Consider the following 24,926-nt stretch of genomic DNA (forward strand, 5'->3'; position numbering starts at 1 on the left):
CCCATACGAAACCGAACTTTAACGTTAGCTTATTTTTTTCCCTACATCGTATTTAAGAAAAATCAACAGGCAAGATTGTAGAAATAAAATCCATTATTTATTATAAATAAAAATTTTTCGTTTTAAATTACTATAAAAAGTTTCAAGTATTATTTAATTTTTGTAGATTCATGTAACCAAATATTCATAAATCTATGGAACAAAGCAGTTTATTAACTATATTCCTGCCTATTGCACTTGGAATAATTATGCTGGGTTTAGGACTTAACCTAGTTGTTGCAGATTTCACTCGAATTGTCAAATATCCTAAAGCCGTTTTTATAGGCCTTTTTTGCCAAATGATATTATTGCCAATCATCTGTTTCGGAATATGTATTTTATTAAAATTACCACCCGAACTAGCCGTTGGACTGATGCTTTTATCCGCATCACCTGGAGGCCCAACCGCTAATTTATTCAGTCATTTAGCCAAAGGCGACGTTGCGTTGAACATTTCATTAACTGCATTAAATAGTATTTTGACTTTAGTCTCGCTTCCCTTTATCGTCAATTTTGCAATGGGCTATTTTATGGAAAGCGAACAAGTGATTCCCATGCAGTTCAAAAAATCCTAGAAGTCTTTGCAATAGTCCTAATCCCTGTGGCAATCGGCATGTTTATCAATTATTTAAACCCGAATATCTCCAAACGATTGGAAAAACCTGTGAAAATCCTTTCTGCTATTTTTTTGGTCGTCATTATTGTTGGCGCTATCGTGAAGGAACGCGCACAATTTATGGAATCTTTCCAACAAGTTGGCCTTGCTTGTTTGGTATTCAATGTATTGAGCATGGGCGTTGGTTATTATTTGCCTTCCGCATTTAATGTAAATCGCAAACAGTCCATCGCTATCGGAATGGAAATCGGAATTCACAACGGAACCTTAGCCATTTACATTGCACTAAGTGTTTTAGGAAATAGCGTCATGAGTATTCCACCAGCAGTCTATAGCATAATCATGTTCTTTATTGCAGCAATATTTGGCTATTTAGTCAATCGGAAAAAGGTGGATGAATAAGATGAAAGTTTCTTAATTTTTCTCTAAATTTGATAATACAATATTATATGGTATGAAAACTATAACTATTCATTTAGAAAATGAAGAAGCTATAAAAGCTGTAAAAGCTGCTTTAAAAGCACTTCAGGTTGACTATCATGAGACAAATCAGACTCTAAATTACCCAAATCATGTCGTTGCCGGTATTGAAAAATCTAAAAACGATTTAAGATTAGGAAAGGTAAAAAAATTTAAAGACCTCAATTCGATTCTTGGTAAATAAACATGAGCCTCTCAGTTCAATATACAGATACATTTGAATTTACGTTCAGGGTATTAGTTATGTTCATTGAAGAAAACTGGGGTGAAAAAGTTACCAATCAATTTATTCTTCAAACAGAAAATATCATTCGATTAATTGCAACATATCCTAAAATGTACAAATCTAGTACATTCGATAGAGATGTTAGGGTAGCTCCAATAAACAAATTAAGTTCACTTTTTTACGCTGTGTCTGACGACTATGTTACCTTACTTTACATAGTTGATAATCGACAAGAACCATTTTGGTAAGGCTAAAAGGCTTGACTCAGAGTTTTGAAATGTATTTACTCAAAATAGTAAAACAACTATTTTGAGTTTTTCTCTGCGTCTTTTGTGTCTTCTCTGCGTATCCTGCGGTCTTTTGAACTTTAGAAAGTCTTTCAGCATGTTTTCTGTTTATAAAGGTTAGACACAGAGAAGCACTGAGAAGTCGCAGAGTTTCGCAGAGCTAAATTCACGTAACCCAAAGCGGAATTATTGCGGAAGGTCTTTCTTATTATTTTGACGCTAAAAAGGCTTGACTCAGAGTTTAGAAAGTTATTTACTCAAAATAGTAAAACAACTATTTTGAATTTTTCTCTGTGTCTTTTGTGTCTTCTCTGCGTCTTCTGCGGTCTTTTGAACTTTAGAAAGGTTAGCCAAGGAGAAGCAATGAGAAGTTGCAGAATTTCGCAGAGCAAAATCCCCACATAACCCAAAGCGGAAAGTCTTTCCAAATTTTTGAATTTTTGCTTTTAAATTTTTACTTCAAATTCCGAAGTCAATTTCACATTATCTGAAGCAGGACCTACTAAAACCTTAAACTTGCCATTTTCTACCTTCCATTGTTTATCGATGCCCCATAACTTCAAATCCTCTAGATTGATCTCAAAAGAAAACCTTTGGCTCTCTCCTTTTTTAATAAACTTCCGTTCGAAGCGTTTCAGCTGTTTTACAGGCGTAACGACACTGCTTACCTCATCAACAAGATACAGCTGGGCAACTTCGTCCCCACCGTAATCACCTGTATTTTTGACTTGGAAAGAAATAGTAGCTGTCAAATCAGTTGCTGATTCGTTCAAATCTATTTGAAGGTCGCTATAGTCAAATGTGGTATAGCTTAAGCCGTAGCCAAAAGCATACAAAGGTTTTGCTCTCAATTCAATGTAATCGTGATGATTTGGCTTGTTGTGGTTATAATAAACAGGCAACTGACCGATCGAACGAGGAAATGAAATCGGCAATCTTCCGGCAGGATTGTAAGCTCCAAAAAGCACATCTGCGATCGCTAATCCCCCTTCTTGTCCTGGATACCAAGCATCTAAAATTGCAGAAACATGTTCGTCAGCCCAGTTCAAATTAAGCGGACGGCCTTTAATAGTCACCAAAACAATGGGCTTTCCTGTTGCTTTTAATGCTTTCAGCAACGCCAATTGGTCACCCATTAAATCCAATGTCGAGCGATCAAAACCTTCTCCGCTTTCCATATCACTGATTGCTTGTGATGCCGCATCCACATTTGCGGCGCCCGTCGCCTGATAGGAAGTTTTAAAATCACGGGCACTTGAACCTCCCAAGACAACAACTACAACCTCCGCTTGATTAGCTGCCCGAACTGCTGCCGCAATATCCGTTGCAGTTGTATCACGAATCGCACAACCTTTCACATAATCAACCACGGTCTGTTTAGAAACCGCAGCTTTTATGCCTTCCAACACCGTTTTTACTTTTCCATCTTCTTGTGGTGCCGTGTAATCTCCTAATTGATTATACACATTGTCGGCATTTGGCCCGATAACTGCGATACGTTTTAACGACTTACTTAACGGCAACACATTATTTTCATTTTTCAACAAGACGATGGATTCAAGCGCAACTTGTCTTGCTAATTGACTATGTTCGGCAGTCGCTACTTTCTTCACAACCGCTTGTTCATCTACATAAGGCTTATCAAACAATCCCAATGAAAATTTCATGTGCAGCACACGAACAACAGCACGATCCAATACCGCTTGATCGACTAAACCCGTTTTAACTGCTTCCAATAAATTGGTATTAAAACCGCTTCCGCTCAAATCTACATCTAGACCTGCATGAATACTCTGCGAAGCTGCATCAGCTGCGTTTTCTGCTGTAGCATGGCTTCCATTCAATCCTGAAATACTCAACAAATCGGACACCACAAATCCTTTGAATCCCCATTGATTTCGCAAAACCTGTGTCAATAACCATTCATTGGCAGAACATGGAATCCCATCAATCGAATTATAAGCAGTCATAACAGAACCCGCACCCGCTTTAACAGCCTTTTCAAATGGTGGTAAATAGTGTTGCATCAAAGCACGTTCACCGACCGAAACTGCTCCGCCATTATGTCCTCCTTCGGGCACGCCATAAGCAACGAAATGTTTTAAGGTTGAAATGATTTTATTTTCTTCACCTATTGTTTTTCCTTGAAAACCTTTTACCATCGCCTCGCCCATTCGACCGATTAAATAAGGGTCTTCTCCATAAGATTCTTCTGTCCGAGACCAGCGTGGATCCCTAGCTAAATCCAACACCGGACCGTAGCCATTTTTTCCGCCTACGGCGAATGTTTCCTTAGCGATTGCGCTTGCCATCTTTTCAATTAAAAAAGGATTCCATGTGCTCGCTTGCCCTATAGCTGTAGGAAATACTGTCGCTCCAATAGCCATGTGTCCGTGAGGTGCTTCTTCTGACAACAGCAATGGAATTCCCAACCTCGTGCTATCAATCATATAGCGCTGTATCGCATTTGTGGCTTTGGCAGCTTCTTGAGGACTTAAGCCATTCAATAAGGTTTTTTGAGTCCAAGGATCCGCACGCAAAGTTGCCCACAGCATACCGATATGCTGTGTTTTTACAGCATCTTTTAGTTTTGGACTAGCCGAAATATTTTTTCCGTTTTTTTCATACATTTCCCAACCCAACAATTTGGATAGCTGTCCGACCTTCTCTTCGACAGTCATTCTGCCAAGCAGATCCGCGACACGCTCGTCAATAGAAAGTTTGCTGTTTTTATAAGGTAAAGTTTGCGCGCTTACTTGCTTTGTTCCAAAACAAATTAAAGCAAGAAGAAAAATATACGTTAGTTTCATTAGTTTGTTTTACTGATCAGAAAATACAATCGTTCTGATCTTTAATTTTATTTGTTGAATTTGAATACGCTTTCTTGATACTTACAAGCTAAATTGCTTCAAATGCTAAAGATACTTCAATCTCCTATTATAAATAGATAGAAATTTAAAGAAGTAAAGAATTTAATAAGTTTTATTTACCAATCCTATAACCTAGTTTTAGAATTTAAACCTTCTGTTTTAATTTCTATTCTGATCATTCCGAAAAGCAAAAAAGGCATCTCCTTTGCGGAAATGCCCTTTTTCTTATTTTAAGACTGATTTCTAAATTTCTTTTGTTTTAATTTCCAGCCAAGTGCTTTCTTCATCTGTTAAGAACGGAACCAATTGCTCATACACCCATTGATTGTACTGATTTAACCAGTCAATATGTTTCTGATCTAAGTAAGTTTTATCCACTAAGGAAGTTTCAATATAACATACCGTCAATGTTTCAAATTCAAGAAAATCTGCAAAGTAATTGGTTTCTTTTGGCTTCGCCAATAATAGATTTTCAATTCGGATTCCATATTGCCCTTCGCGATACAAACCTGGTTCCATCGAGGTAATCATTCCTTCTTCCACAGCAACATCTACTGCGGATGGATTAAACACCTGAGGACCTTCGTGTACATTCAGGAAATAACCTACGCCATGCCCTGTTCCGTGTCCATAATTTCTTAGGGTTTGCCACATCGGCTGGCGAGTGATGGCATCAATTTGATATCCTTTTGTTCCTTTAGGAAAAACAGCCAATGAACCTTCAATCATGGATTTCAAAACCAGCGTATAATCCGCTTGCTCCTCTTTTGTGATTTTTCCTAACGAAATAACACGCGTGATATCGGTAGTTCCGTCTTGATATTGACCTCCTGAATCAACCAATAGCAAGCCTTCGGCTTTCAGCGTTGAATTGCTTTCCTGCGTAGCTTTGTAATGTGGCAATGCGCCATGCGCTTGATAGCCAGCAATGGTATCGAAGGAAATATCCACAAAACCCGGCTGTTCTGCACGAAGTTGATGCGCCTTTTCTGCAATACTGATTTCTGTCAATGTATTTTCAGACACATTTTCTTCTACCCATTTGAAGAATTTTGTCAACGCCACACCGTCTTTGACCATGGCCTTGCGCGTATTTTCAACTTCAACTGCATTTTTAACTGCCTTTAGGCTGGTCGATGGATTAATCGCATCAAGGATTTGTATTCCTGCCGGAATGCTATCATACACAGCAAAGCAGGTTCTTTTTGGATCCAATAAAATGCGAATGGCTTCCAGCGATTTCAAATGTTCAAAAAGCAGTTCGTAGGATTGAACTTCAACTGAAGCATCTGCCAAAGTAGTAATATCCGCAGCCGTCAATTTCGATTGGTCAATGAACAATGTATTTCCAGCTCTGGAGATCAACAAAAATCCCAAAACAACCGGATTGCACTGCACATCATTTCCGCGTATATTCAATGCCCAAGCCAAATCATCCAGCGATGAAATTAAATGAGCATCTGCATGCTTCTCTCTCAACGTATCTTTTATCGCATTGATTTTATCCGAAGTGGATTGACCTGTTACTTTTTCATCGAGTAGATACGCTTTTTCGGTAGGCAATTTAGGCCTTTCGTTCCAAATGGCGTCCAACAAATCTATATGTCCATAAACTTCAATGCCTAGCGGCAATAGCGTAGTTTGGACAGTTTGAGCAATTGCAACAGAAGCTAGATTGCCGTCAAAGGCAACCTTCTGCCCAGCAGCAAGCTGATGGGACAACCAGGTTACATATTCGGCTACGCCTTGAATTTTTAATTTGACCAATTCAAAACCTGTATCCTTTAATTGTTCATTGGCCTGCACAAAATATCGGGAGTCCGTCCATAATCCGGCGAAATCTGCCGTAATGACTAATGTTCCAGCAGAACCTGTAAACCCAGAAGTCCAGGCAATGCATTTATAACGTTCGGGTAAATATTCACTGATATGCGGATCTGATGAAGGGATAATATAAGCATCGATGCCCTTGTCCTTCATTTCTGATCGTAAAGCTGCTAATTTTTCAAGTTGTGTCATTATCTTTTAAATTTAATGCAAGTTATAAAATTCTAATTTGTTCCTCGACGCAAATAAAGAAGGATATACTTTTTTTACATCAGCAGAACGTCAATCTTTGCGCATAGTCCTTACCTTTGCGTAACAAAAATCAAGATGCTATGAGGATCTATACTTTAATAACAAGCTGTCTGTTTTCGGTTTTTATTGCGTCTAGCGCAATGGCTCAAACAGCTACTCAAAAAATTGCCACAGCATTCCAAACATTTGAAAAGCAATCCAATATTAAAAATGGCGTTGCTTCATTAACGGTTCTGGATTCGAAGACAGGACAAGTTGTTTTTGAAAAAAACAGCCAGATAGGTCTGCCTACGGCATCAACCATGAAAGTCATCACCTCTATCACCGCTTTAGATCTTTTAGGCCCAGAATTTAAATTTCAGACAAAGCTTTACTACACAGGGGACATTGACTCTGTCGGTAATTTAGTGGGAGATATTGTGATTGAAGGCAGTGGAGATCCTACATTGGCTTCCGATCGATTTGAAGGAAATTCAGAAGAAGTCTTACTAAGTACTTGGGTGAAGGCCATTCAATACGCCGGAATTAAATCTGTGTCCGGACGGATTATCGGCGATGACCGCTATTTAAACGGTTATGATATTCCGGGAACATGGATGTGGCAGGATATGGGCAATTATTATGGTGCTGGAGTTTCAGGTTTGAATTGGAGAGAAAATAAAACGGGAATTGTCTTTGCCGCATCATCGGTCAACAACCCCACAAGAATAAGCAAAACAACTTCAGACATCTCTTATTTGTCTGTAGTAAATGAGGTTAAAACAGGCTCTTCGGGTTCTGGAGATAATGTATATGGGTATTCAGCCCCTTATTCAGGAACAATTTATTTGCGCGGAACGTATGGGCAAGATTTAAAGAAGACCATCGAAATCTCAGTTCCAGACCCTGCCTATGATGCAGCCTTCCAATTGCGCCAAGCTTTACTGGCGAACGATATTCTGATCGAGCAGTTACCCACGACGGGAAAATTATTGGCAGATAGCAACAAAACATTCCCGACAGGAAAAAAAGAATTGCATGTGCATTCTTCACCAAAACTATCGGAAATCGTTTATTGGTTCAACCAAAAAAGCATCAACCTGTATGGCGAATCCTTATTAAAGGTAATCGGCGAACGCAGCCCAACAGCATCGACCCGAAACAACGCGACGCAATTGGTGAATAAATACTGGCAACAAAAATTAGGAATCAGCGATTCCGAATTAGTGCTATACGATGGATCAGGACTTTCTCCTCAAAATAGAGTGACTACCTCGGCCATGAGCAAAATCATGCGCTATGCCAAACAGCGCAATTGGTTTGACACATTTGAGAAAAGTCTGCCAACACCGAATAACATGAAAATGAAAAGTGGCACCATCGGAGGTGTATTAGGCTATACGGGATATCAAACTTCTGGCGCAAATCAAGATTATGTGTTTTCTTTCCTAATCAATAATTATCAGGGAAGTGCCTCTTCTATGCGTCAAGCAATGTTTAAGGTTTTGGATACATTAAAGTAATAATTAAAACATTATTAGCAGAACTGTAAATAGAATTATACATTTGTCCTACGGTATAAGAAATTAAACGTAATTATAATGAGCAATATCAATAAAAAGAAAGACGCATTAAACTATCACTCAATGGGAAGGCCTGGAAAAATTCAGGTAGTACCTACAAAACCACATAGCTCGCAAAGAGATTTATCCTTAGCATATTCACCTGGTGTTGCAGAACCTTGTCTAGCAATCGCAGAAAATGCGGACGATGCTTACAAATACACCGCAAAAGGAAATTTGGTTGCTGTAATCAGTAACGGAACTGCCGTTTTAGGATTAGGTGACATCGGTGCTCAAGCCGGAAAACCTGTGATGGAGGGAAAAGGTTTATTGTTCAAGATATTTGCGGATATTGACGTATTTGACATTGAATTAGACATCACCAATGTAGACGAATTTGTTCGCACCGTTAAAGCATTGGAACCAACTTTTGGAGGTGTTAACTTAGAAGATATTAAAGCTCCTGAATGTTTCGAAATCGAGCGTCGTCTAAAAGCAGAAATGAATATTCCTGTAATGCATGATGATCAGCACGGAACAGCGATTATTTCAGGCGCGGCATTGATCAATGCCTGTGAATTGATCGGCAAAGAAATTAGCCAGGTTAAGATTGTTGTAAATGGCGCGGGTGCTGCCGCAATTTCTTGCACAAGCATGTACCAATCCGTTGGTGCATTAAAAGAGAATATTGTGATGCTGGATTCTAAAGGTGTGATCCGTAAAGATCGTACAGAATTAGACCCATCAAAAGCAGAATTTGCAACGGATCAGGACATTTACACACTGGAAGACGCAATGAAAGGTGCAGATGTATTTATCGGATTATCTAAAGCCGATGTGCTGACGCCAGAAATGTTGCTGACCATGGCAGAGAATCCAATCGTTTTGGCTATGGCAAATCCAAATCCTGAAATTGCTTATGATTTGGCAATCGCAACTCGTTCGGATGTGATTATGGGAACTGGACGTTCAGATTATCCGAATCAGGTCAATAATGTATTGGGATTCCCATACATTTTTAGAGGTGCGCTAGATGTTCGCGCATCAGCCATCAATGAGGAGATGAAAATCGCAGCTGTGAAAGCACTTGCTGAATTGGCAAAAAAATCAGTTCCAGAGGAAGTAAACATTGCTTACAACACAAATAATTTGCGTTTCTGCAGAGATTACATCATTCCGAAACCGACAGATCCACGTTTGATCACAGAAGTTTCTGTTGCTGTCGCAAAAGCAGCAATCGATTCAGGCGTAGCAAGACATATTATTACGGATTGGGATGCGTACATCGAAAATTTGCATAAACGTTTAGGAAACGACGACCGTATCATTCGTACGCTGGTAGAAAAAGCGAAAAGCGATCCAAAACGTGTTGTTTTTGCTGAGGCAGATAACTACAAAACATTGCGTGCGATACAGATTGTTAAAGACGAAGGTATCGCGATTCCAATTTTATTGGGTAACAGACAGAAAATTGAGGATTTAATTCAAGAATTTACGTTCGATTTGGGCGATGTTGAAATTATTGATCCAGTTTTGGAAACCAAAACAGAACGTTTTGAAAAATTTGTCAATCATTTTTACACCAAACGTCAGCGTCGCGGCATCTCGAAGTATGATGCTCAAAAGCTGATGACCAATCGTAATTATTTCGCAGCGAGCATGGTTGAATTTGGGGAAGCAGATACGCTAATCTCCGGTTTGACAAAAAATTATGGAACGACCATCAAACCTGCTCTGCAAGTAATTGGCGCAAAACCAGGAAGCCGTGTTGCGGGTATGTACATGATGATGACACCGAAAGGACCTTTGTTCTTTGGCGATACAACAGTAAATGAAGACCCGACAGCTGAAGAATTGGTGGATATCGCGATTTTGATCGACGATGCTGTTAAGCGTTTTAACGTGAAGCCTAGATTGGCCATGTTATCATTTTCTAACTTTGGTTCTAGCACGGGTAAAATCCCTACTAAAGTAAGAGAAGCGGTTAAGATTTTGCATGCTAAAGCTCCTCATATTACTGTGGATGGCGATTTACAAGCTAATTTTGCATTAAATGCAGAAATGCTGGACGCGAATTTCCCTTTCAGCACATTAAATGGACAAGCAGCCAACACGTTGATTTTCCCTAATCTAGAATCAGGAAACATAGCATACAAACTTTTACAGACAGCAGGCAATGCGGAAGCGATCGGTCCAATTTTATTGGGTATGAACAAACCTGTACACGTATTGCAATTAGACAGTTCTGTTCGCGAAATCGTGAACATGGTGACTATCGCTGTTGTGGATGTTCAAGCATTTGAAAAGAATAACTAAAAATAGACGATGTACGAATATTTTAGTGGAAAACTTATTTTTAAATCCCCTACTCACGTTATTATTGACGTGAGTGGGATTGGATATTTTGTACACATTTCATTAACAACCTATGCTCAGTTAAAAGACCAAGAGCATTTAAAATTATTTATCTCTTTCCAAGTACGTGAAGATTCCCAAACCTTATATGGGTTCGCGACAGAAGGAGAACGCCAATTATTTAACCATTTAATCTCTGTTTCAGGAATAGGTCCGAACACCGGACGCATGATGCTTTCTTCGGCTACGCCGGAAGAAATCCAGCAGGCGATCGTTACAGGACATGTGCAAACCATTCAAAAAATAAAAGGGATAGGCCCAAAAACAGCGCAGCGTGTAATCCTAGAATTGCAGGACAAATTAAAAAAAGAAGGCCCGCATGCCTTAATCTCTCTTCCCGTACAAAAACAATCTTCATCTGAAGAAGCCTTGGCCGCATTGGTCATGTTAGGTTTCCAAAAAATAGCTGCAGAAAAAGTTTTGCTGACCATACAAAATACAGAAGGTGAGCTACCGGTCGAAGCGTTAATTAAACTAGCTTTGAAGAAACTTTAGTTTTTGTTCAATCGCTTTACTTATTTGATAATTCCTCAATTAATTTAACAATTTGTTTTTAATTTCATTCCTTATATTTGCCTGTCGCCTAAGATATAACGGGTTAACTTTGATTTTGAGTCTAGTTGAAAAATTTCTTTATTTTAACTTGTGCATGTATTTGCTTCATTGTTATTAGTTCAATAACTTATGCGCAAACTATTTCTTATGTTGACCAAAAAGCAGACTCATTAAAATTGCCTTATCGGTTTAAAGACCAGCCTTTTTTATTCTTACCAAACAGCTATGATCCGGTCAGTTTATCTGCTCCAAAAAACATCGAACGCGAGATTGTTTATGATCCCATCAGCAGACAATACATTATTCGAGAGAAAATAGGCACCAAGCTATTCCGTCCGCCATTGTATTTGACGCTTGACGAATACAAGACCTATGAATTCAACAGGCTCAAGAAAAATTATTGGGAAGAATTAGCTCAAAAAGAATTGGACAATCATCGGAAAAGCCGCCTTTTCCCAGTTATTGAAATCGAAAGCCCTGCATTTGAACAAATTTTTGGTGGAAATACCATCGATTTAGTACCGAGAGGAAGTGCCGAAGTGACGCTGATGGGGCAACACAACACCAACCAAAATCCGATGTTCAATGAAACTCAGCGAAATCAATGGGGATTCGATTTTGACCAGAACATCAATTTAAACTTAACCGGAAATATCGGTGAGAATCTGAAAATCAATGCCAATTTCAATTCGCGCGCACAATTTGATTTTGAAAATCAAATCCGGTTTGATTATGTCGCAAAAGATGATGCTATTCTAAGGCGATTGGAAATTGGAAATGTGAGCATGCCACTTAATACAACGCTGATTCAGGGTTCAGAAGCTTTGTTTGGCGTCAAGGCAGAACTTCAATTTGGAAAATTAACCTTCACTGGGCTTATTTCACAACAACGGTCGCGAACTAAAGAATTCACGATCTCCAATGGAAGCCGAGATAGTGAGGTGAAAATTACGCTGGATAACTATGAAGATAATCAACATTATTTTTTGGGCCAATACTTCCGAGACAACTACAACAATGCATTGGCAATGGCGCCAATTATTAACAGCAATGTGAATATCTTGCAGGTCGAAGTATGGACGAGCAATCGCGCAAATAGTTCAACGGATTCACGCGACATCATTGCTCTATTGGACCTTGCTGAGTACACGCCCTACAATTCGTTGATTACACAAGGTTCTTCTAGGCTTCCATCGACAGGTATTCCTGGCGAAGCAAGTACAGAAAAATCAAATAATTTGCTGGATTTATTAGGTGAGCAAGGCCGCTTGTCGAATGGAAATTTCACACAAAGTTTTTTTGCGGCTACAGGAACCAATGATAACTATGCAAAACTAACTTATGCAAGAAAATTGGTTGAAGGCAAAGATTATGTCGTCAATAAGCGATTGGGTTATATTTCCCTATTTTATCCATTGAACCAAGATCAGGCCTTATCCGTCGCCTATAAATATATGGTGAACGGAAAAGAATATCAGGTCGGTGAATTTAGCACGGATATTCCTGTCACACCGTCTGAACCGAAAGCGCTGTACACAAAATTATTGAAGAATGAAGTCATCAAAACTAACCTTCCCATATGGAACCTGATGATGAAAAACATTTACTCGCTGAATGCGACGAATGTATCAGAAAATAATTTCTCCATTCAGATCTATCGGACTGAAAATGAAACTGGAACTGAAAGACCCGCGATTTATGAAGGGGTAAACACACAAGAAAAAACGTATTTGCAATTAGCAAAAGTGGATCGCTTAACGCAACAGCAAGCGGCTGGTGCTGATGGGCTTTTCGATTTTATACCCGACGTAACGATCGATCCAGCACGTGGAAAATTAATTTTCCCTGTAATCGAACCTTTCGGAAAGGATTTGGCTGGTCAATTTCAAGCAACGGAAGTAGAGCTAATCGAAAAATATACATTCCCTGAATTGTACAGCAATACGAAAGTGGATGCACAGCAATTATTCCCCAATAAAAACAGGTATTTGCTTCGAGGAAATTACAGCTCGGCTTCTGGAACTGAATTTCAATTGGGCGTTTTTAACCTGACAACGAATGGTATCAAAGTGATGTCCGGCGGAATGGTTTTGGAACCTAATGTAGATTACACGGTAGATTTTCAATTAGGGACTTTGCGCATTTTGAATGAAGCATTAGTTTTATCCGGCCAACCGATTACAGTTTCGGTTGAAGATGATAGCATGTATGGTTTGCAACAGAAAACTTTACTTGGCGGACGATTTGATTATTTGGTAAACGACAAGCTAAAAATCGGCGCAACCGTTATGAACTTAACGGAAAAACCCTTAAGCGAAAAAGTCTACATTGGTGAAGAACCAATTTCAAACACCATGCTTGGAGCCGACCTAAGTTACAGCACAACATCCCGTTGGCTAACACGAATGGTTGACAAGATTCCATTTTTGAGCACAAAAGAGGAATCGCACATCTCCTTCTATGGGGAATACGCTCAATTAATTCCCGGCCATCCGAGCGGATTGGATACGGATTTGTCGTCTACAGGAACATCCTACATTGATGATTTTGAAAACGTAGTCAGTTACATTGACATCAAAGGACAGAGCAATTGGCAAATATCAGGAACGCCGAGGTTGTTTCCAGAATCAGAACTGGTGAATGATTTGAGCTATGGATTCAATCGTTCGCTACTGTCTTTTTATAACATTGACCCGATTTTTTACAAAAACTCATCGACCAACCCGAATCTAAGTGCAAACGAATTATCAAATCACCGCGTCCGTGAGGTTTCTGAACAAGAAATTTTTCCTTACAAGCAGTCACAAACAGGTATTGATGGCTACCTGCAAACATTAGATTTAGCATTTTATCCAACGATTCGCGGGCCTTACAATTACGCAACTTCCGGAATTAATTCAGATGGAACTTTAATCAATCCAAGGACAAGATGGGGAGGAATGTTCCGTAAAATGGACCAGACAGATTTTGAAGCTCAGAACATTGAGTTTCTTGAAATGTGGTTAATGGATCCCACGTTGACCAATCCAAATAAAGAGGGTGGCGATGTGTATTTTAATTTGGGGAATATTTCTGAAGACATTCTAAAAGATGGGCGGAAATCTCTTGAGAATGGCATTCCGCCATCAGGCGATTTGTCTCAGGTCGAATTAACGAATTGGGGATATGTGATTAAAAACCAGCCCGTAGTTCAAGCCTTCGATAACGACCCCGTCAGCCGCGTGTTGCAAGATGTTGGTTTGGACGGTTTGGGAGATCGCGAAGAGTCTGTTATTCACAGCAATTTTTTAAATCAACTTCGTGGCCTGCTGAATCCTGAAGCCTTGGAAGAACTGACGAATGACCCTTCTTCTGATAACTACGGGTATTTTATTGGAAATGATTATTCTCAAAGTGTAGGCATTCTCGATCGGTACAAAAAATACAGCGGACTCGAAGGGAATTCTAGAACCAACGAACAATCGCAGGCTGATTTTGGAGTGGAAACCTCAGCTCGTACGCTTCTTCCTGATGGAGAAGATGTCAACCGAGACAATACCATGAATGAGGTCGAGGAATATTATCAATATAAAATGTCTACCAGACCACAAGATATGGCTGTTGGAAAGAATTTTATTGTTGAGGAACAGGTTGCAAAGGTGACGTTAAAGAACGGAAATCAGGTTGATGCCAAATGGTATAAAGTCCGGATTCCGATTACATCTTACGAAAGCAAATACGGCAATATCAATGATTTTAAATCCATACGTTTTGTTCGTGTCTTTATGACCAATTATGCTGATACAGCTATTCTGCGTTTTGGTCGCATGCAATTTGTCCGTGGAGAATGGCGCAAATACAATGCGGAAAATGATGCAACAAAAGTGATTTCTGATCCAAGTTTAGGCATTATGCCATCCGATAATTCTACCTTCAACGTTGCTAATGTCAGCATTGAAGAAAATGGAAACCGGTCGCCGATTCCATACGTTGTTCCTCCCGGAATAAACCGACAAATTGATTTAGCCAACAACAATCTGGATGTGGAATTAAATGAGCAATCCTTAAGCATTGATGTTCAAAATCTACGGGATGGTTATGGCCGTGCAGCATACAAAACAACTTCACATGATTTCCGAGCCTATGGAAATCTGGAAATGTTTATCCATGCTGAAGGCGAAAATTTAAGAGATGGCGATTTTCGTGCATTTTTCCGCTTGGGAACGGATGACAAATACAACTACTACGAATACGATATGCCTTTGGCAATCACGCCCTACGGGACAACTTCTGCAGATTTGATATGGCCTGAGCAAAATCGGATGAACATTCAGCTGAGTTTGTTTCAAGATGCCAAATTAGCGCGCGACAAGGCGCAGTTATCAGGACAGCCTTGGCCTTTGGATGTTCCATTTGAATACAGCGATGGCAACAACCGAATTGTCGTTGTCGGAACGCCAGATTTATCGAAAATCCGCTATTACTTAATGGGTATTAAAAATCCACTTCGGGGTTCTACGTCAAGCACAGGATTAGATGATGGCCGTGATTTAAGCGGAGAGTTTTGGTTCAATGAATTGCGCTTAACAGATTTTGATGATCGTGGTGGCTGGGCCGCAACTGCTAGATTAAATTTGAAATTGGCGGACTTTGCCAATGTTTCATTTACAGGAACAAAATCAACAATTGGATTTGGTTCTTTATCACAGCGCTTGGCTGAACGAAGCCGTTCAGACGATTTATTCTTTGATATTACGACCAATGCAGAACTTGGAAAATTCTTCCATCCTCGACATGGCATCGTCATTCCATTCTATTTTAATTATTCGAAACAAACCTCAACACCAGAATATAATCCATTCAGTCCAGATATTGAATTGAATACGGCTTTGGCAACTTTGTCGAATAATCAGCAAGATTCCTTGTTCCGCTTGGTGCAAGATTACACGATGAGAAAAAGTTTTAGTTTTAGCAATGTGCGCAAAATCAAAACCAACAACCTCAGCTCATTGAAACCATGGAGCATCGAAAATTTTAGCGCCACTTATGCTTATTCGGAATACATCCATCGGGATTTCAACACAGCGTTATCTGTTCAAAAAACGTATCGCGGTGCTTTGGATTATACCTATTCAAATCCGAATATCAAGTTTTATGAACCATTCAAAAACATCAAGAACGAAAACCTAAAAATCATTAAAGACATCAATTTTAATTTAATGCCTTCGCTTATCAATTTTAGGCTGGATGTCAATCGGATTTATAATGAAAATACATTGCGGGATAATTCGACCAACAACGAACTTCCGACCTATTACAACAAGAACTTCAACATGAACCGCATTTACGGAATCAGCTGGGACTTAACAAAATCCTTGCGCTTGGATTTCAATGCGACTAATTATTCAATCATTGATGAACATGCGGGTGTAGTCGATGGCATCAAACAAGATACCATGTGGTCCAATTTCTGGAAAATGGGTCGGACAACCGATTACAACCACATGATGAACATCACCTATACTTTTCCAATCTATAAGGTTCCTTATCTGGAATGGGTGAATGTGATAGCGCGCTATGGCGCGCAATTTAATTGGCAAAGCGAGCCTTTGCTGACCTTAGAAAACCCAGAAGTGAATCTTGGAAATACAATCCAAAATAATCGGACAATACAATTGAATCCATCATTCAATATGCAGTCCCTTTACAATAAATTCTGGTTTATCCGAAAGAATTCTGGCAGGAATGCGAAAGGATCGACAGCCTTTTTCACTCAGCTATTGACAATGGTGAGAACCGTTAACGGAGCTTATACACGTATTGAAGGAACTTATGTGCCGGGATATTTACCTGTAACAACTATTTTAGGGTATGATTTTAATGCCAATGCGCCGGGTTGGGGGTTTTTGTTCGGAAGCCAAGGCGATATTATTTCCAAGGCTTTGCAGAATAACTGGCTAACGACAGATACCCTGCAAACTCAATTGTTTTCAAAAACATATTCGGAGAACTTTTCGTATTTGGCAAACCTAGAACCGATAAAGGGTTTGCGAATTGATTTCACGGGAACGCGAATCGATAATTACAACATCACGTCAAACGTGTCAATTAATACAACGACAGGACTCTTAGAAAATATCACCCCATACACAACTGGAAATTATAGCGTTTCGCAAATTGGAATTCAGGCTTCCTTTAGAAATCATGCGTATTTATTCAGGGAATTCGAATCAAATAAACAGTTGATTTCGCATATTCTCGCACAGTCCAATTTAAATTCCGTAGGTCAGACCGAAGATCAGTTTGCGGATGGCTATGGAAAAGAACAGCAGGATGTTGTGGTGAATGCATTTTTAGCGACTTATTTAGGCAAAGACATCAATTCGAGCGCAGTCAATAAAACGCCGAGAATTCCATTGCCAAACTGGAGAATATCCTACAATGGGCTTGCAAAAATTGCTGGTTTGGATGAAATTTTTACCTCCATAAACATTAACCACAGCTATCTCTCTCAATATAACATCAGTGGCTACAACTCGATGATTCGCTACGATGAAACTGGCGGCGCACCTTCCGAACGCGATGCGAATAATAATTTCTTGACTAAAAATGTGTACCAAGAAGTTTCGATTCTCGACCAGTTTGTTCCATTAATTGGTATCGACGCACGATTAAAGAACAATGTTTCGGCCAATTCAGAATTCCGATCAACTAAAAGTTTGAATTTTAGCTTACAAAATAGCCAGCTTGCGATGATGACTGAAGAATCATTCGTGCTAGGTTTAGGTTACCGCAAGAATAACTTTATCCTTCCATTTGGCTGGTTCTCTGATCGAAAGCTTAAAAATGATTTGAATTTCAGGATGGATCTGGCAATCAACGATCGCAAAACTTTGGTCTACCGTTCTGACATTGCTTATTCCGAAGTGTCTTCAGGCAACAAAAGTATTAGTTATAATCCTACGTTGGATCTAACGATTAATCAAACCTACAACATCCGCTTGTTTTATAATTCAAATGTCGTAAAACCATATACTTCGCAGAATTATGCTACATCATATACCTATTTTGGCGTAAATTTGAGGGTCATGTTCCAATAACTGACTTTACATCAATGGCAGAAGATCTACACATAATCCGCGGTACTAAAGAAGAGCAGTACATACAATTACTTCCACAAATTAAGGCATTAATCACTGGCGAAAATGATACCATCGCCAACTTGGCTAATATTTCGGCCGCGCTGAAAGAGCAGTTTAACTTTTTCTGGGTTGGTTTTTATTTGTTGAAGGAGAATGAATTGGTTTTAGGTCCGTTTCAAGGTCCCGTTGCTTGTACACGCATCGGATATGACAGAGGGGTTTGCGGAAAATCATGGGCAGAAAAGAAAACATTGATCGTTCCTGACGTTGAAGAATTTCCGGGTCATATTGCCTGCAGTTCGTTGTCCCGTTCTGAAATTGTTATTCCTATTTTAAGAGGTGGCAAATGTTTGGGCGTGCTGGATGTTGACAGTTCGGAATTAAATTCATTTGACGAGATCGATCAGCAATATTTGGAAGAAATTATTAGCTTTATTGAATTCTAAAAAATCTTTAATTTTGCGTATTAAGTTTTAGACTATGAATGAGACAAATGAAAAGAAAATTACTTCGCTTGATCTTGATGAAAAGTTATATACTTACTTAGAGAATCTTGCGAAGCAGCAAAACACAAGTATAGCTAGGTACATTGAGACTGTTTTGATTGATGCGACGAACTTTAAATTCCCGAATGAGGAGACAAAGTTTGCTATCGAAGAATTTAAAAAGGAAAAACCTGATTTAAAAGGTTATACTGATATTGATAAATTATTCGACGACTTATCTCTGAACTAGATTTTCTACAATCCAATCTCCCAAACCTTTACTGTTTTATCATCACTGACAGTATATAAATAGCTATTCCAAAGAATATTATTGATGGATAAGCTATGGCTTTCATAGCCTTTATCGCGGGAGATATTTTTTAACAATGCCAAGGAATCTTTATCCCAGATTTTAAACGTTTTATCACGGCTTGCTGTCGCGATAAATGGAAAATCTGGATGTTTCACAATGCCATATACCGTAAACATATGCGGGACAATGGATTTGCGAATTGAAAAATCTGCACGATTCAACTGATGCAATTTGGCATCCCTTCCACCGGAAAACAGGTATTCTTTATCAAACAGCAAACTCGTAACGGGCAATTCATGCAATTGGTTTTGGTAAATGGATTCATAATCACGTGCATCATAGATGTACACAAATCCATTTTTATCTCCAAAGGCAACTTGTTGCTCATCATCAGAAATAGCAATGGACCTCACGGTCGTAGGCGAAACTTTGAAGCGATATTTTAATTGAAAATCTTCTGAATTCAATACGTATGCATAACCCTCTTCGCCTATGGCAATCACCTCGGGTTTGGAGCTAAATGATTGGATCGCAAACAACGCGCCTTGATTGGTTTTAAATTTTGCAAGCAACTTTTGTTCATTGACATCGATAAACATCAATTCTCCTGAACGAAGACCTACCGCAAGAATATTGCTATTTGGCAAGCGGTGAATCACATATACCGATGAGTCAACAGCGCATAAAATCCGTTTGAACTTCAGTGTTTTCACATCCCATTCAACGATTCCTTTGTCGTTCCCTCCTGTAAAAATGCTTTGCTGGTCTTCAGACGATTCAATCGCAAAAATTGGATTCTGATGTCCTGTCAATGTGGCTTTTAAAACTATATCCATGCTATTAAAATAAAAAAATGCTGCAAAACTTACAGCATTTCCCATTGTATTTTTTGTGCTGACAAAAATTATTGATGCCTGCCTTCTAAATTTTTTGCTATCGTTTCCAAACTTAATCCTTTTTCTTTCAACAGAAGCAACAAGTGAAAAACTAAATCCGAGCTTTCATTAATCAAATCAGTTTCGGTCTCATTTAAAGCGGCGATAACTGTTTCAACAGCTTCCTCACCTACTTTTTGAGCAATTTTATTTAATCCTTTTGTGCGCAAAGAGTTAACATAAGACCCTTCTTGCGGATTATCGATTCGCTGCTGAATCACGCGCTCCAATTGCAAAATAAAATTTTGGTTGTATTCGGTATTGAAGCAACTTCTTGAGCCTGTATGGCAAGTTGGCCCTTTGGGTTCAACAAATAAAAGCAACGTATCTTGGTCGCAATCGATATGGTAAGAACGCAATTCCAAAAAATTTCCGCTCTCCTCGCCTTTCGTCCACAACCTGTTTTTACTTCTTGAATAAAACGTAACTCTCTTTTCGGCAAGTGTCTTTTCCCAAGCCTCTTCATTCATATAGCCTAACATCAGCACTTCCAATGTTTGAAAATCCTGAATGATAACGGGAACTAAACCTGCACTTTTATCAAAATCAATCATAGTATATTCTTAAATTATCGTGCGATAATTTTATTTCTTCTTAACGTTTCTTTGAGCTCCGGAATCAATATTTCGCCATAATGAAATACTGACGCAGCCAAAGCAGCATCCACTTCTGCTTGCTGAAATACATCAACAAAATCTTGCTGACTGCCAGCGCCACCAGAAGCAATAATCGGAATGGTCAACGTATCATTGATTTTTTTCAGCAATGAGCAATCGAAGCCATTCTTTGTGCCATCATGGTCCATAGATGTCAGCAGGATTTCTCCAGCGCCTCGGCTTTCGGCTTCTTTAATCCAATCTTCTGTTTGGATTTCAGTCTTATCTCTACCGCCTCGCAGATACACCCAATTTTTACCCTCCGAAAAACGAGTATCGACCGCGATAACAACGAACTGTCGGCCAAATGTATTTGCTAATTCGTCAATTAATTTTGGATTGCGAACCGCAGCAGAATTGATTGAAATTTTATCCGCTCCCGAATTCAATAGGATTTCAGCATCAGCCAATTCATTGATTCCTCCACCGATGGTAAATGGAATATTGACTTGACGAGCAACAGATTTCACTAAATCAATGGTTGTTTTGCGCCCTTCATGAGTCGCGGTGATGTCCAAAAAGACCAATTCATCAGCTCCTTGCTGGGAATATTGCCAAGCTAGCTCCACAGGGTCGCCCGCATCGCGCAAATCGACAAAGTTCACACCTTTTACCGTGCGACCATCTTTGACATCCAGACAAGGAATTATTCTCTTCGCTAACATTTAAAAATTAATCAGCGATTTCAGATTCCAATCCTTGATTTCTTCAATCGTAATGTGGTTTTCATAGATCGCTTTACCCACGACGCATGATTCCATATTTCCTAACTGATGAAGCGCTTCGATATCTTTCATCGATGAAATTCCACCAGAACCAATCAGCTTAATAATTGGAGAATGGTCTAACAGCTTTTTATAAAGCTCAATACCTGCGCCTCCAAGTTTTCCATCTTTACTGATGTCTGTACATAAGAAACGGAAAAAGCCCAAGCTTAAACATTTGTCAATGTATTCAATCAATTTAATGGGTGAGCTTTCTAACCAACCTGAATATTTGATGACTTCATCCAAAACATCAATAGCAATCACAATGTGGTCCGCATATTTCACACGACCTTCATTCAATGTGCTCAGTTCTTGTAAGAAATCTGGATTTGTAATCGCCTGTGTGCCGACAATTACTCGGTATACGCCAGCATCGATTAATTCTTTGACTTTTTCAATGCTACGGACACCTCCGCCATACTGAATTTTCATTGGGCTTTTTTTCAAAATATCGAACAGATATTCTCTATTTGAAAAGTCCCCTTTTGCACCGTTTAAATCAATGATGTGAACGATTTCTGTGCCATTCGCATAATATTTTTCGATTTGCTCTTCTAAAGAAATCTCATATTTGGTGACATCATCGTAATTTCCTTCTCTTAGACGGACAACATTGCGGTCCAAAACATCAATTGCGGGTATAATATACATAATACTAAGGTTGTTCTAATCTGATTAAATTTTTGAAAAATTAAGTAATAACTGCTCTCCGTCACGGCCTGATTTTTCCGGATGAAATTGAACAGCATAAAAATTATTTTTCCATATAGCTGCCGAAAATTTTACTCCATAATCGCAGCTTGCACTTGTAAAGCTATTATCGAATTCAATAAAATATGAATGTACAAAGTAAAAATAAGCATTATTGGATATTTCTTTAAAAATCGGACAATCATTTTCCAATTCTACGCTATTCCATCCAACATGAGGAATTTTTAAATCGATGCGATTTGCAAAATGTAACGTCTTCAACGGGAAATGGTTAAGCATAGGTGCATTGCCTTCTTCTGAAAACGAAGTCAACAGTTGCATGCCCACACAAATCCCCAAAACAGGTTTCGTCAATGTTTTAATTGCATCGGCTAATCCTGAATCTTCTAATTTCTTCATTGCGACAGCCGCATGACCCACTCCCGGAATAATAATCCGTTCGTATTTATCGAAATCTGCCTCCTGATTAATCATTCCAAAGGGAATATTCAATCGCTCAAGAGTTGCAGTTAACGAAAATATATTTCCTGCTCCGTAATTAACAATGCCAATCATTTATTTCTCTATGTTAAATTACAATACACCTTTTGTGCTTGGCAATTGCATATTGTCAGCATCTCTTCTAACTGCCTTTTTTATTGATTTGGCAAAAGCCTTGAAAATAGCTTCAATTTTATGATGCTCATTTTCACCTTCTGCTTTGATATTCAAATTTGATTTTGATGCATCTGAAAAAGATTTGAAGAAATGGAAAAACATTTCCGTTGGCATATCTCCAATCTTCTCACGCTTAAATTCAGCATCCCAAACAATCCAGTTTCGTCCGCCAAAATCTAGAGCAACCTGTGCCAAACAATCATCCATCGGCAAGGTGTACGAATAGCGTTCGATTCCGCGCTTATCTCCCAGAACTTGTAAGAATATTTCGCCTAAAGCAATTCCTGTATCTTCGATGGTATGGTGCTCATCGATATGAAGGTCTCCTTTTGCTTTTATTGTCAAGTCCAAATTTCCATGACGTGCCAATTGGTCCAGCATGTGGTCGAAAAACGGAAGCCCTGTTTCAATCGACGATTTTCCAGAACCGTCCAAATTCAATTCGATAAAAATATCGGTTTCGTTTGTTTTGCGATGATGCGTGCCCGTACGAGTTCCTAATTTCAAGAACTCATAGATTGCTTTCCAATCTGATGATTCAAGAGCAACAGTCTGCGCTTCAATTTCAAGTTTTTCAGCCTGACCTAAGGTATCGTTGTTGCGCAACCAGATGGCTTTAGCGCCTAAATTCTGGGCTAAGCGAACATCATTGATGCGGTCGCCGATAACAAATGAATTTGCCAAGTCGTATTTAGCTCCATCGAAATACTCTCCAAGCAAACCAATTCCTGGCTTACGAGTCGGTGCATTTTCATGTGGAAAAGTACGGTCTATATGCTCATTTGCAAAGACTACACCTTCGCCAGCAAATGTATTTTTAATAAATTCATGAACTGGCCAAAAATTTTCTTCAGGATGAGAATCAGTTCCTAAACCATCTTGATTGGTCACTAAAACCAATTCGAAATCGAGTTCTTTGGCGATTCTCGGTAAATATTGCAACGCACCAGGGTAAAATTGCAACTTGGCGAAAGAGTCAATCTGTTCGTCTTCCGGTTCGGTAATCATTGTTCCATCGCGGTCGATAAATAAAACTCTTTTTGCTTTATCTGACATGTTTTATTCTTACTATAAATTATAAAATTCTTTTATTTCTGAAACCACTTGCTGGTTTTCTTCCGTCTTTCCTACAGTGATGCGAAGACAGCCTTCACATAGCTCTACTTTGGAACGGTCGCGAACAATGATTCCTTTAGCGACCAATGCATCATAAACTGCGCGCGGACTTTGCATACGCACAAGGATAAAATTAGCATCGGAATCAAAAACATGTTCAATTTGCTCAATTTCCGCAAGCTCTTTCACTAACCATTCCCGCTCATTCACAGTTTCGCGAATCCAATTATTTACTTGGTCTACTTTTTCTAAAGCTTCCAACACTAGATTCTGAGTCGCCTGATTAATGTTATAAGGCGGTTTGATTTTGTTAAAAATGGCAATAATCTCTTTGCTCGAAAAAGCCATTCCTAATCGTAAGGCGGCCAAACCCCAAGCTTTCGATAGGGTTTGCAAAATAACCAAGTTCTGAAACTCGGCTAGCTCCTGAGTGAATGATTTTTGTCTGGAGAAATTGATATAGGCTTCATCAATAACGACAATTCCATCGAAATTCGTCAAGATGGTTTCGATATCCTGGCGATTAATGCTATTTCCAGTCGGGTTATTTGGTGAACAGATAAAGATTAATTTGGTATTGCCATCAATCTGGTCTGCGATTTTATCCAAGTCCAATTGAAAATTTGCGGTCAGGTTTACTTTACGGATTTCAACATCGTTAATATTCGCCGAAACCTCATACATCCCATAAGTTGGCGGAACTAAAATCACATTGTCCACACCCGGTTTGCAAAAAGCACGATACAGAATATCAATGGCTTCATCACTTCCATTTCCAAGAAAAATATTTTCCGCAGGAATTCCTTTTATTTCCGTTAATTTCTTTTTTACTTTTAACTGTAAAGGGTCTGGATAGCGATTGAAGTCATTTGGCAATGGAGAGCCAAAAGCATTTTCATTTGCATCCAATAACACAGATGCTTCTCCTTTAAATTCATCTCTTGCAGATGAATAAGGAACTAATTTTTTTATATTTTCTCTTGTAAGTCTATTTAAGTCAAAAGACATGTCTATGTACTGAATTTATTTTCGAGATGTAAATATGAACAAAAATCTA

The 24,926-nt window shown here is 39.0% G+C and carries 19 protein-coding genes; 10 read left to right on the forward strand and 9 right to left on the reverse strand.

Going from position 1 to position 24,926, the window contains the following annotated elements; all coding sequences use genetic code 11:
• Positions 1-194 precede the first annotated feature (194 nt).
• Genes C4F49_RS18095 through C4F49_RS08195 form a run of 4 tightly spaced genes read left to right on the forward strand, consistent with a single transcriptional unit; the run spans position 195 to position 1,609 of the window.
• Complete coding sequence (locus C4F49_RS18095; protein WP_196935381.1) at positions 195-614, forward strand: bile acid:sodium symporter family protein; 420 nt, start codon at positions 195-197, stop codon at positions 612-614.
• 26 nt (positions 615-640) lie between these two features.
• On the forward strand, positions 641-1,057 hold the full coding sequence (locus tag C4F49_RS18100; RefSeq protein WP_262894785.1) for a bile acid:sodium symporter family protein: 417 nt from the start codon (positions 641-643) through the stop codon (positions 1,055-1,057).
• A gap of 52 nt (positions 1,058-1,109) precedes the next feature.
• On the forward strand, positions 1,110-1,319 hold the full coding sequence (locus C4F49_RS08190) for a DUF2683 family protein (protein ID WP_196935382.1): 210 nt from the start codon (positions 1,110-1,112) through the stop codon (positions 1,317-1,319).
• Between the two features lie 2 nt (positions 1,320-1,321).
• The gene (locus C4F49_RS08195) at positions 1,322-1,609 is read left to right on the forward strand and encodes a type II toxin-antitoxin system RelE/ParE family toxin (protein ID WP_196935383.1); all 288 of its coding nucleotides are present in this window, start codon (positions 1,322-1,324) and stop codon (positions 1,607-1,609) included.
• A gap of 485 nt (positions 1,610-2,094) precedes the next feature.
• Here the strand turns inward: C4F49_RS08195 and C4F49_RS08200 are convergent, their stop codons facing one another.
• Positions 2,095-4,458 (reverse strand): glycoside hydrolase family 3 N-terminal domain-containing protein, encoded by a 2,364-nt coding sequence (locus C4F49_RS08200; RefSeq protein ID WP_196935384.1) that lies wholly within the window; start codon positions 4,456-4,458, stop codon positions 2,095-2,097.
• Between the two features lie 303 nt (positions 4,459-4,761).
• Complete coding sequence (locus tag C4F49_RS08205) at positions 4,762-6,537, reverse strand: aminopeptidase P family protein (RefSeq protein WP_196935385.1); 1,776 nt, start codon at positions 6,535-6,537, stop codon at positions 4,762-4,764.
• A gap of 140 nt (positions 6,538-6,677) precedes the next feature.
• On the opposite strand from C4F49_RS08205, the gene dacB reads away from it, so the two are divergent.
• The 6 genes from dacB (at position 6,678) to C4F49_RS08235 (ending at position 18,964) form a co-directional block, all read left to right on the forward strand.
• Entirely contained in the window at positions 6,678-8,099 is a 1,422-nt protein-coding gene (dacB, locus tag C4F49_RS08210) for a D-alanyl-D-alanine carboxypeptidase/D-alanyl-D-alanine endopeptidase (RefSeq protein WP_231388243.1), read from the forward strand.
• Between the two features lie 78 nt (positions 8,100-8,177).
• Positions 8,178-10,454 carry an NADP-dependent malic enzyme gene (locus C4F49_RS08215; protein WP_196935386.1) on the forward strand — a complete coding sequence of 759 codons (2,277 nt, stop codon included), beginning with the start codon at positions 8,178-8,180 and terminating at the stop codon, positions 10,452-10,454.
• Between the two features lie 9 nt (positions 10,455-10,463).
• On the forward strand, positions 10,464-11,048 hold the full coding sequence (gene ruvA / locus C4F49_RS08220) for a Holliday junction branch migration protein RuvA (protein ID WP_196935387.1): 585 nt from the start codon (positions 10,464-10,466) through the stop codon (positions 11,046-11,048).
• A gap of 236 nt (positions 11,049-11,284) precedes the next feature.
• Complete coding sequence (gene sov, locus C4F49_RS08225; protein ID WP_231388244.1) at positions 11,285-18,187, forward strand: T9SS outer membrane translocon Sov/SprA; 6,903 nt, start codon at positions 11,285-11,287, stop codon at positions 18,185-18,187.
• A 14-nt stretch (positions 18,188-18,201) separates the two neighbouring features.
• Positions 18,202-18,675 (forward strand): GAF domain-containing protein, encoded by a 474-nt coding sequence (locus tag C4F49_RS08230; RefSeq protein ID WP_196935389.1) that lies wholly within the window; start codon positions 18,202-18,204, stop codon positions 18,673-18,675.
• Positions 18,676-18,709: 34 nt separating this feature from the next.
• A complete protein-coding gene (locus C4F49_RS08235) occupies positions 18,710-18,964 on the forward strand; it encodes a hypothetical protein (protein WP_196935390.1) in 255 nt (84 codons plus the stop codon).
• Positions 18,965-18,969: 5 nt separating this feature from the next.
• Here the strand turns inward: C4F49_RS08235 and C4F49_RS08240 are convergent, their stop codons facing one another.
• From C4F49_RS08240 to hisC, 7 genes are all read right to left on the reverse strand, one after another.
• Positions 18,970-19,863, reverse strand: a complete 894-nt coding sequence (locus C4F49_RS08240; protein ID WP_196935391.1) for a WD40 repeat domain-containing protein — start codon at positions 19,861-19,863, stop codon at positions 18,970-18,972.
• Between the two features lie 68 nt (positions 19,864-19,931).
• Positions 19,932-20,516 (reverse strand): bifunctional phosphoribosyl-AMP cyclohydrolase/phosphoribosyl-ATP diphosphatase HisIE, encoded by a 585-nt coding sequence (gene hisIE, locus C4F49_RS08245; RefSeq protein WP_196935392.1) that lies wholly within the window; start codon positions 20,514-20,516, stop codon positions 19,932-19,934.
• A gap of 14 nt (positions 20,517-20,530) precedes the next feature.
• A complete protein-coding gene (gene hisF, locus C4F49_RS08250; protein ID WP_196935393.1) occupies positions 20,531-21,283 on the reverse strand; it encodes an imidazole glycerol phosphate synthase subunit HisF in 753 nt (250 codons plus the stop codon).
• Positions 21,284-22,036 (reverse strand): 1-(5-phosphoribosyl)-5-[(5-phosphoribosylamino)methylideneamino]imidazole-4-carboxamide isomerase, encoded by a 753-nt coding sequence (locus C4F49_RS08255; protein ID WP_196935394.1) that lies wholly within the window; start codon positions 22,034-22,036, stop codon positions 21,284-21,286.
• 24 nt (positions 22,037-22,060) lie between these two features.
• On the reverse strand, positions 22,061-22,651 hold the full coding sequence (hisH, locus tag C4F49_RS08260) for an imidazole glycerol phosphate synthase subunit HisH (protein ID WP_196935395.1): 591 nt from the start codon (positions 22,649-22,651) through the stop codon (positions 22,061-22,063).
• Between the two features lie 18 nt (positions 22,652-22,669).
• Positions 22,670-23,809, reverse strand: a complete 1,140-nt coding sequence (gene hisB, locus C4F49_RS08265; protein WP_196935396.1) for a bifunctional histidinol-phosphatase/imidazoleglycerol-phosphate dehydratase HisB — start codon at positions 23,807-23,809, stop codon at positions 22,670-22,672.
• Between the two features lie 12 nt (positions 23,810-23,821).
• Complete coding sequence (gene hisC / locus C4F49_RS08270) at positions 23,822-24,877, reverse strand: histidinol-phosphate transaminase (protein WP_196935397.1); 1,056 nt, start codon at positions 24,875-24,877, stop codon at positions 23,822-23,824.
• Between the last annotated feature and the right edge of the window lie 49 nt (positions 24,878-24,926).

The organism is Sphingobacterium hungaricum, assembly GCF_015210005.1.
Classification (GTDB): domain Bacteria; phylum Bacteroidota; class Bacteroidia; order Sphingobacteriales; family Sphingobacteriaceae; genus Sphingobacterium; species Sphingobacterium hungaricum.

Coding starts and splice junctions, on each gene's coding strand:
- C4F49_RS08230 (WP_196935389.1), top strand. CDS start 18,202: ATGGCAGAAGATCTACACATAATCCGCGGTACTAAAGAAGAGCAGTAC.
- hisC (WP_196935397.1), bottom strand. CDS start 24,877: ATGTCTTTTGACTTAAATAGACTTACAAGAGAAAATATAAAAAAATTA.
- C4F49_RS08235 (WP_196935390.1), top strand. CDS start 18,710: ATGAATGAGACAAATGAAAAGAAAATTACTTCGCTTGATCTTGATGAA.
- dacB (WP_231388243.1), top strand. CDS start 6,678: ATGAGGATCTATACTTTAATAACAAGCTGTCTGTTTTCGGTTTTTATT.
- hisB (WP_196935396.1), bottom strand. CDS start 23,809: ATGTCAGATAAAGCAAAAAGAGTTTTATTTATCGACCGCGATGGAACA.
- hisIE (WP_196935392.1), bottom strand. CDS start 20,516: ATGATTGATTTTGATAAAAGTGCAGGTTTAGTTCCCGTTATCATTCAG.
- C4F49_RS08190 (WP_196935382.1), top strand. CDS start 1,110: ATGAAAACTATAACTATTCATTTAGAAAATGAAGAAGCTATAAAAGCT.
- C4F49_RS08215 (WP_196935386.1), top strand. CDS start 8,178: ATGAGCAATATCAATAAAAAGAAAGACGCATTAAACTATCACTCAATG.
- C4F49_RS08240 (WP_196935391.1), bottom strand. CDS start 19,863: ATGGATATAGTTTTAAAAGCCACATTGACAGGACATCAGAATCCAATT.
- ruvA (WP_196935387.1), top strand. CDS start 10,464: ATGTACGAATATTTTAGTGGAAAACTTATTTTTAAATCCCCTACTCAC.
- C4F49_RS08200 (WP_196935384.1), bottom strand. CDS start 4,458: ATGAAACTAACGTATATTTTTCTTCTTGCTTTAATTTGTTTTGGAACA.
- hisF (WP_196935393.1), bottom strand. CDS start 21,283: ATGTTAGCGAAGAGAATAATTCCTTGTCTGGATGTCAAAGATGGTCGC.
- C4F49_RS08205 (WP_196935385.1), bottom strand. CDS start 6,537: ATGACACAACTTGAAAAATTAGCAGCTTTACGATCAGAAATGAAGGAC.
- hisH (WP_196935395.1), bottom strand. CDS start 22,651: ATGATTGGCATTGTTAATTACGGAGCAGGAAATATATTTTCGTTAACT.
- C4F49_RS08255 (WP_196935394.1), bottom strand. CDS start 22,036: ATGTATATTATACCCGCAATTGATGTTTTGGACCGCAATGTTGTCCGT.
- C4F49_RS18095 (WP_196935381.1), top strand. CDS start 195: ATGGAACAAAGCAGTTTATTAACTATATTCCTGCCTATTGCACTTGGA.
- C4F49_RS08195 (WP_196935383.1), top strand. CDS start 1,322: ATGAGCCTCTCAGTTCAATATACAGATACATTTGAATTTACGTTCAGG.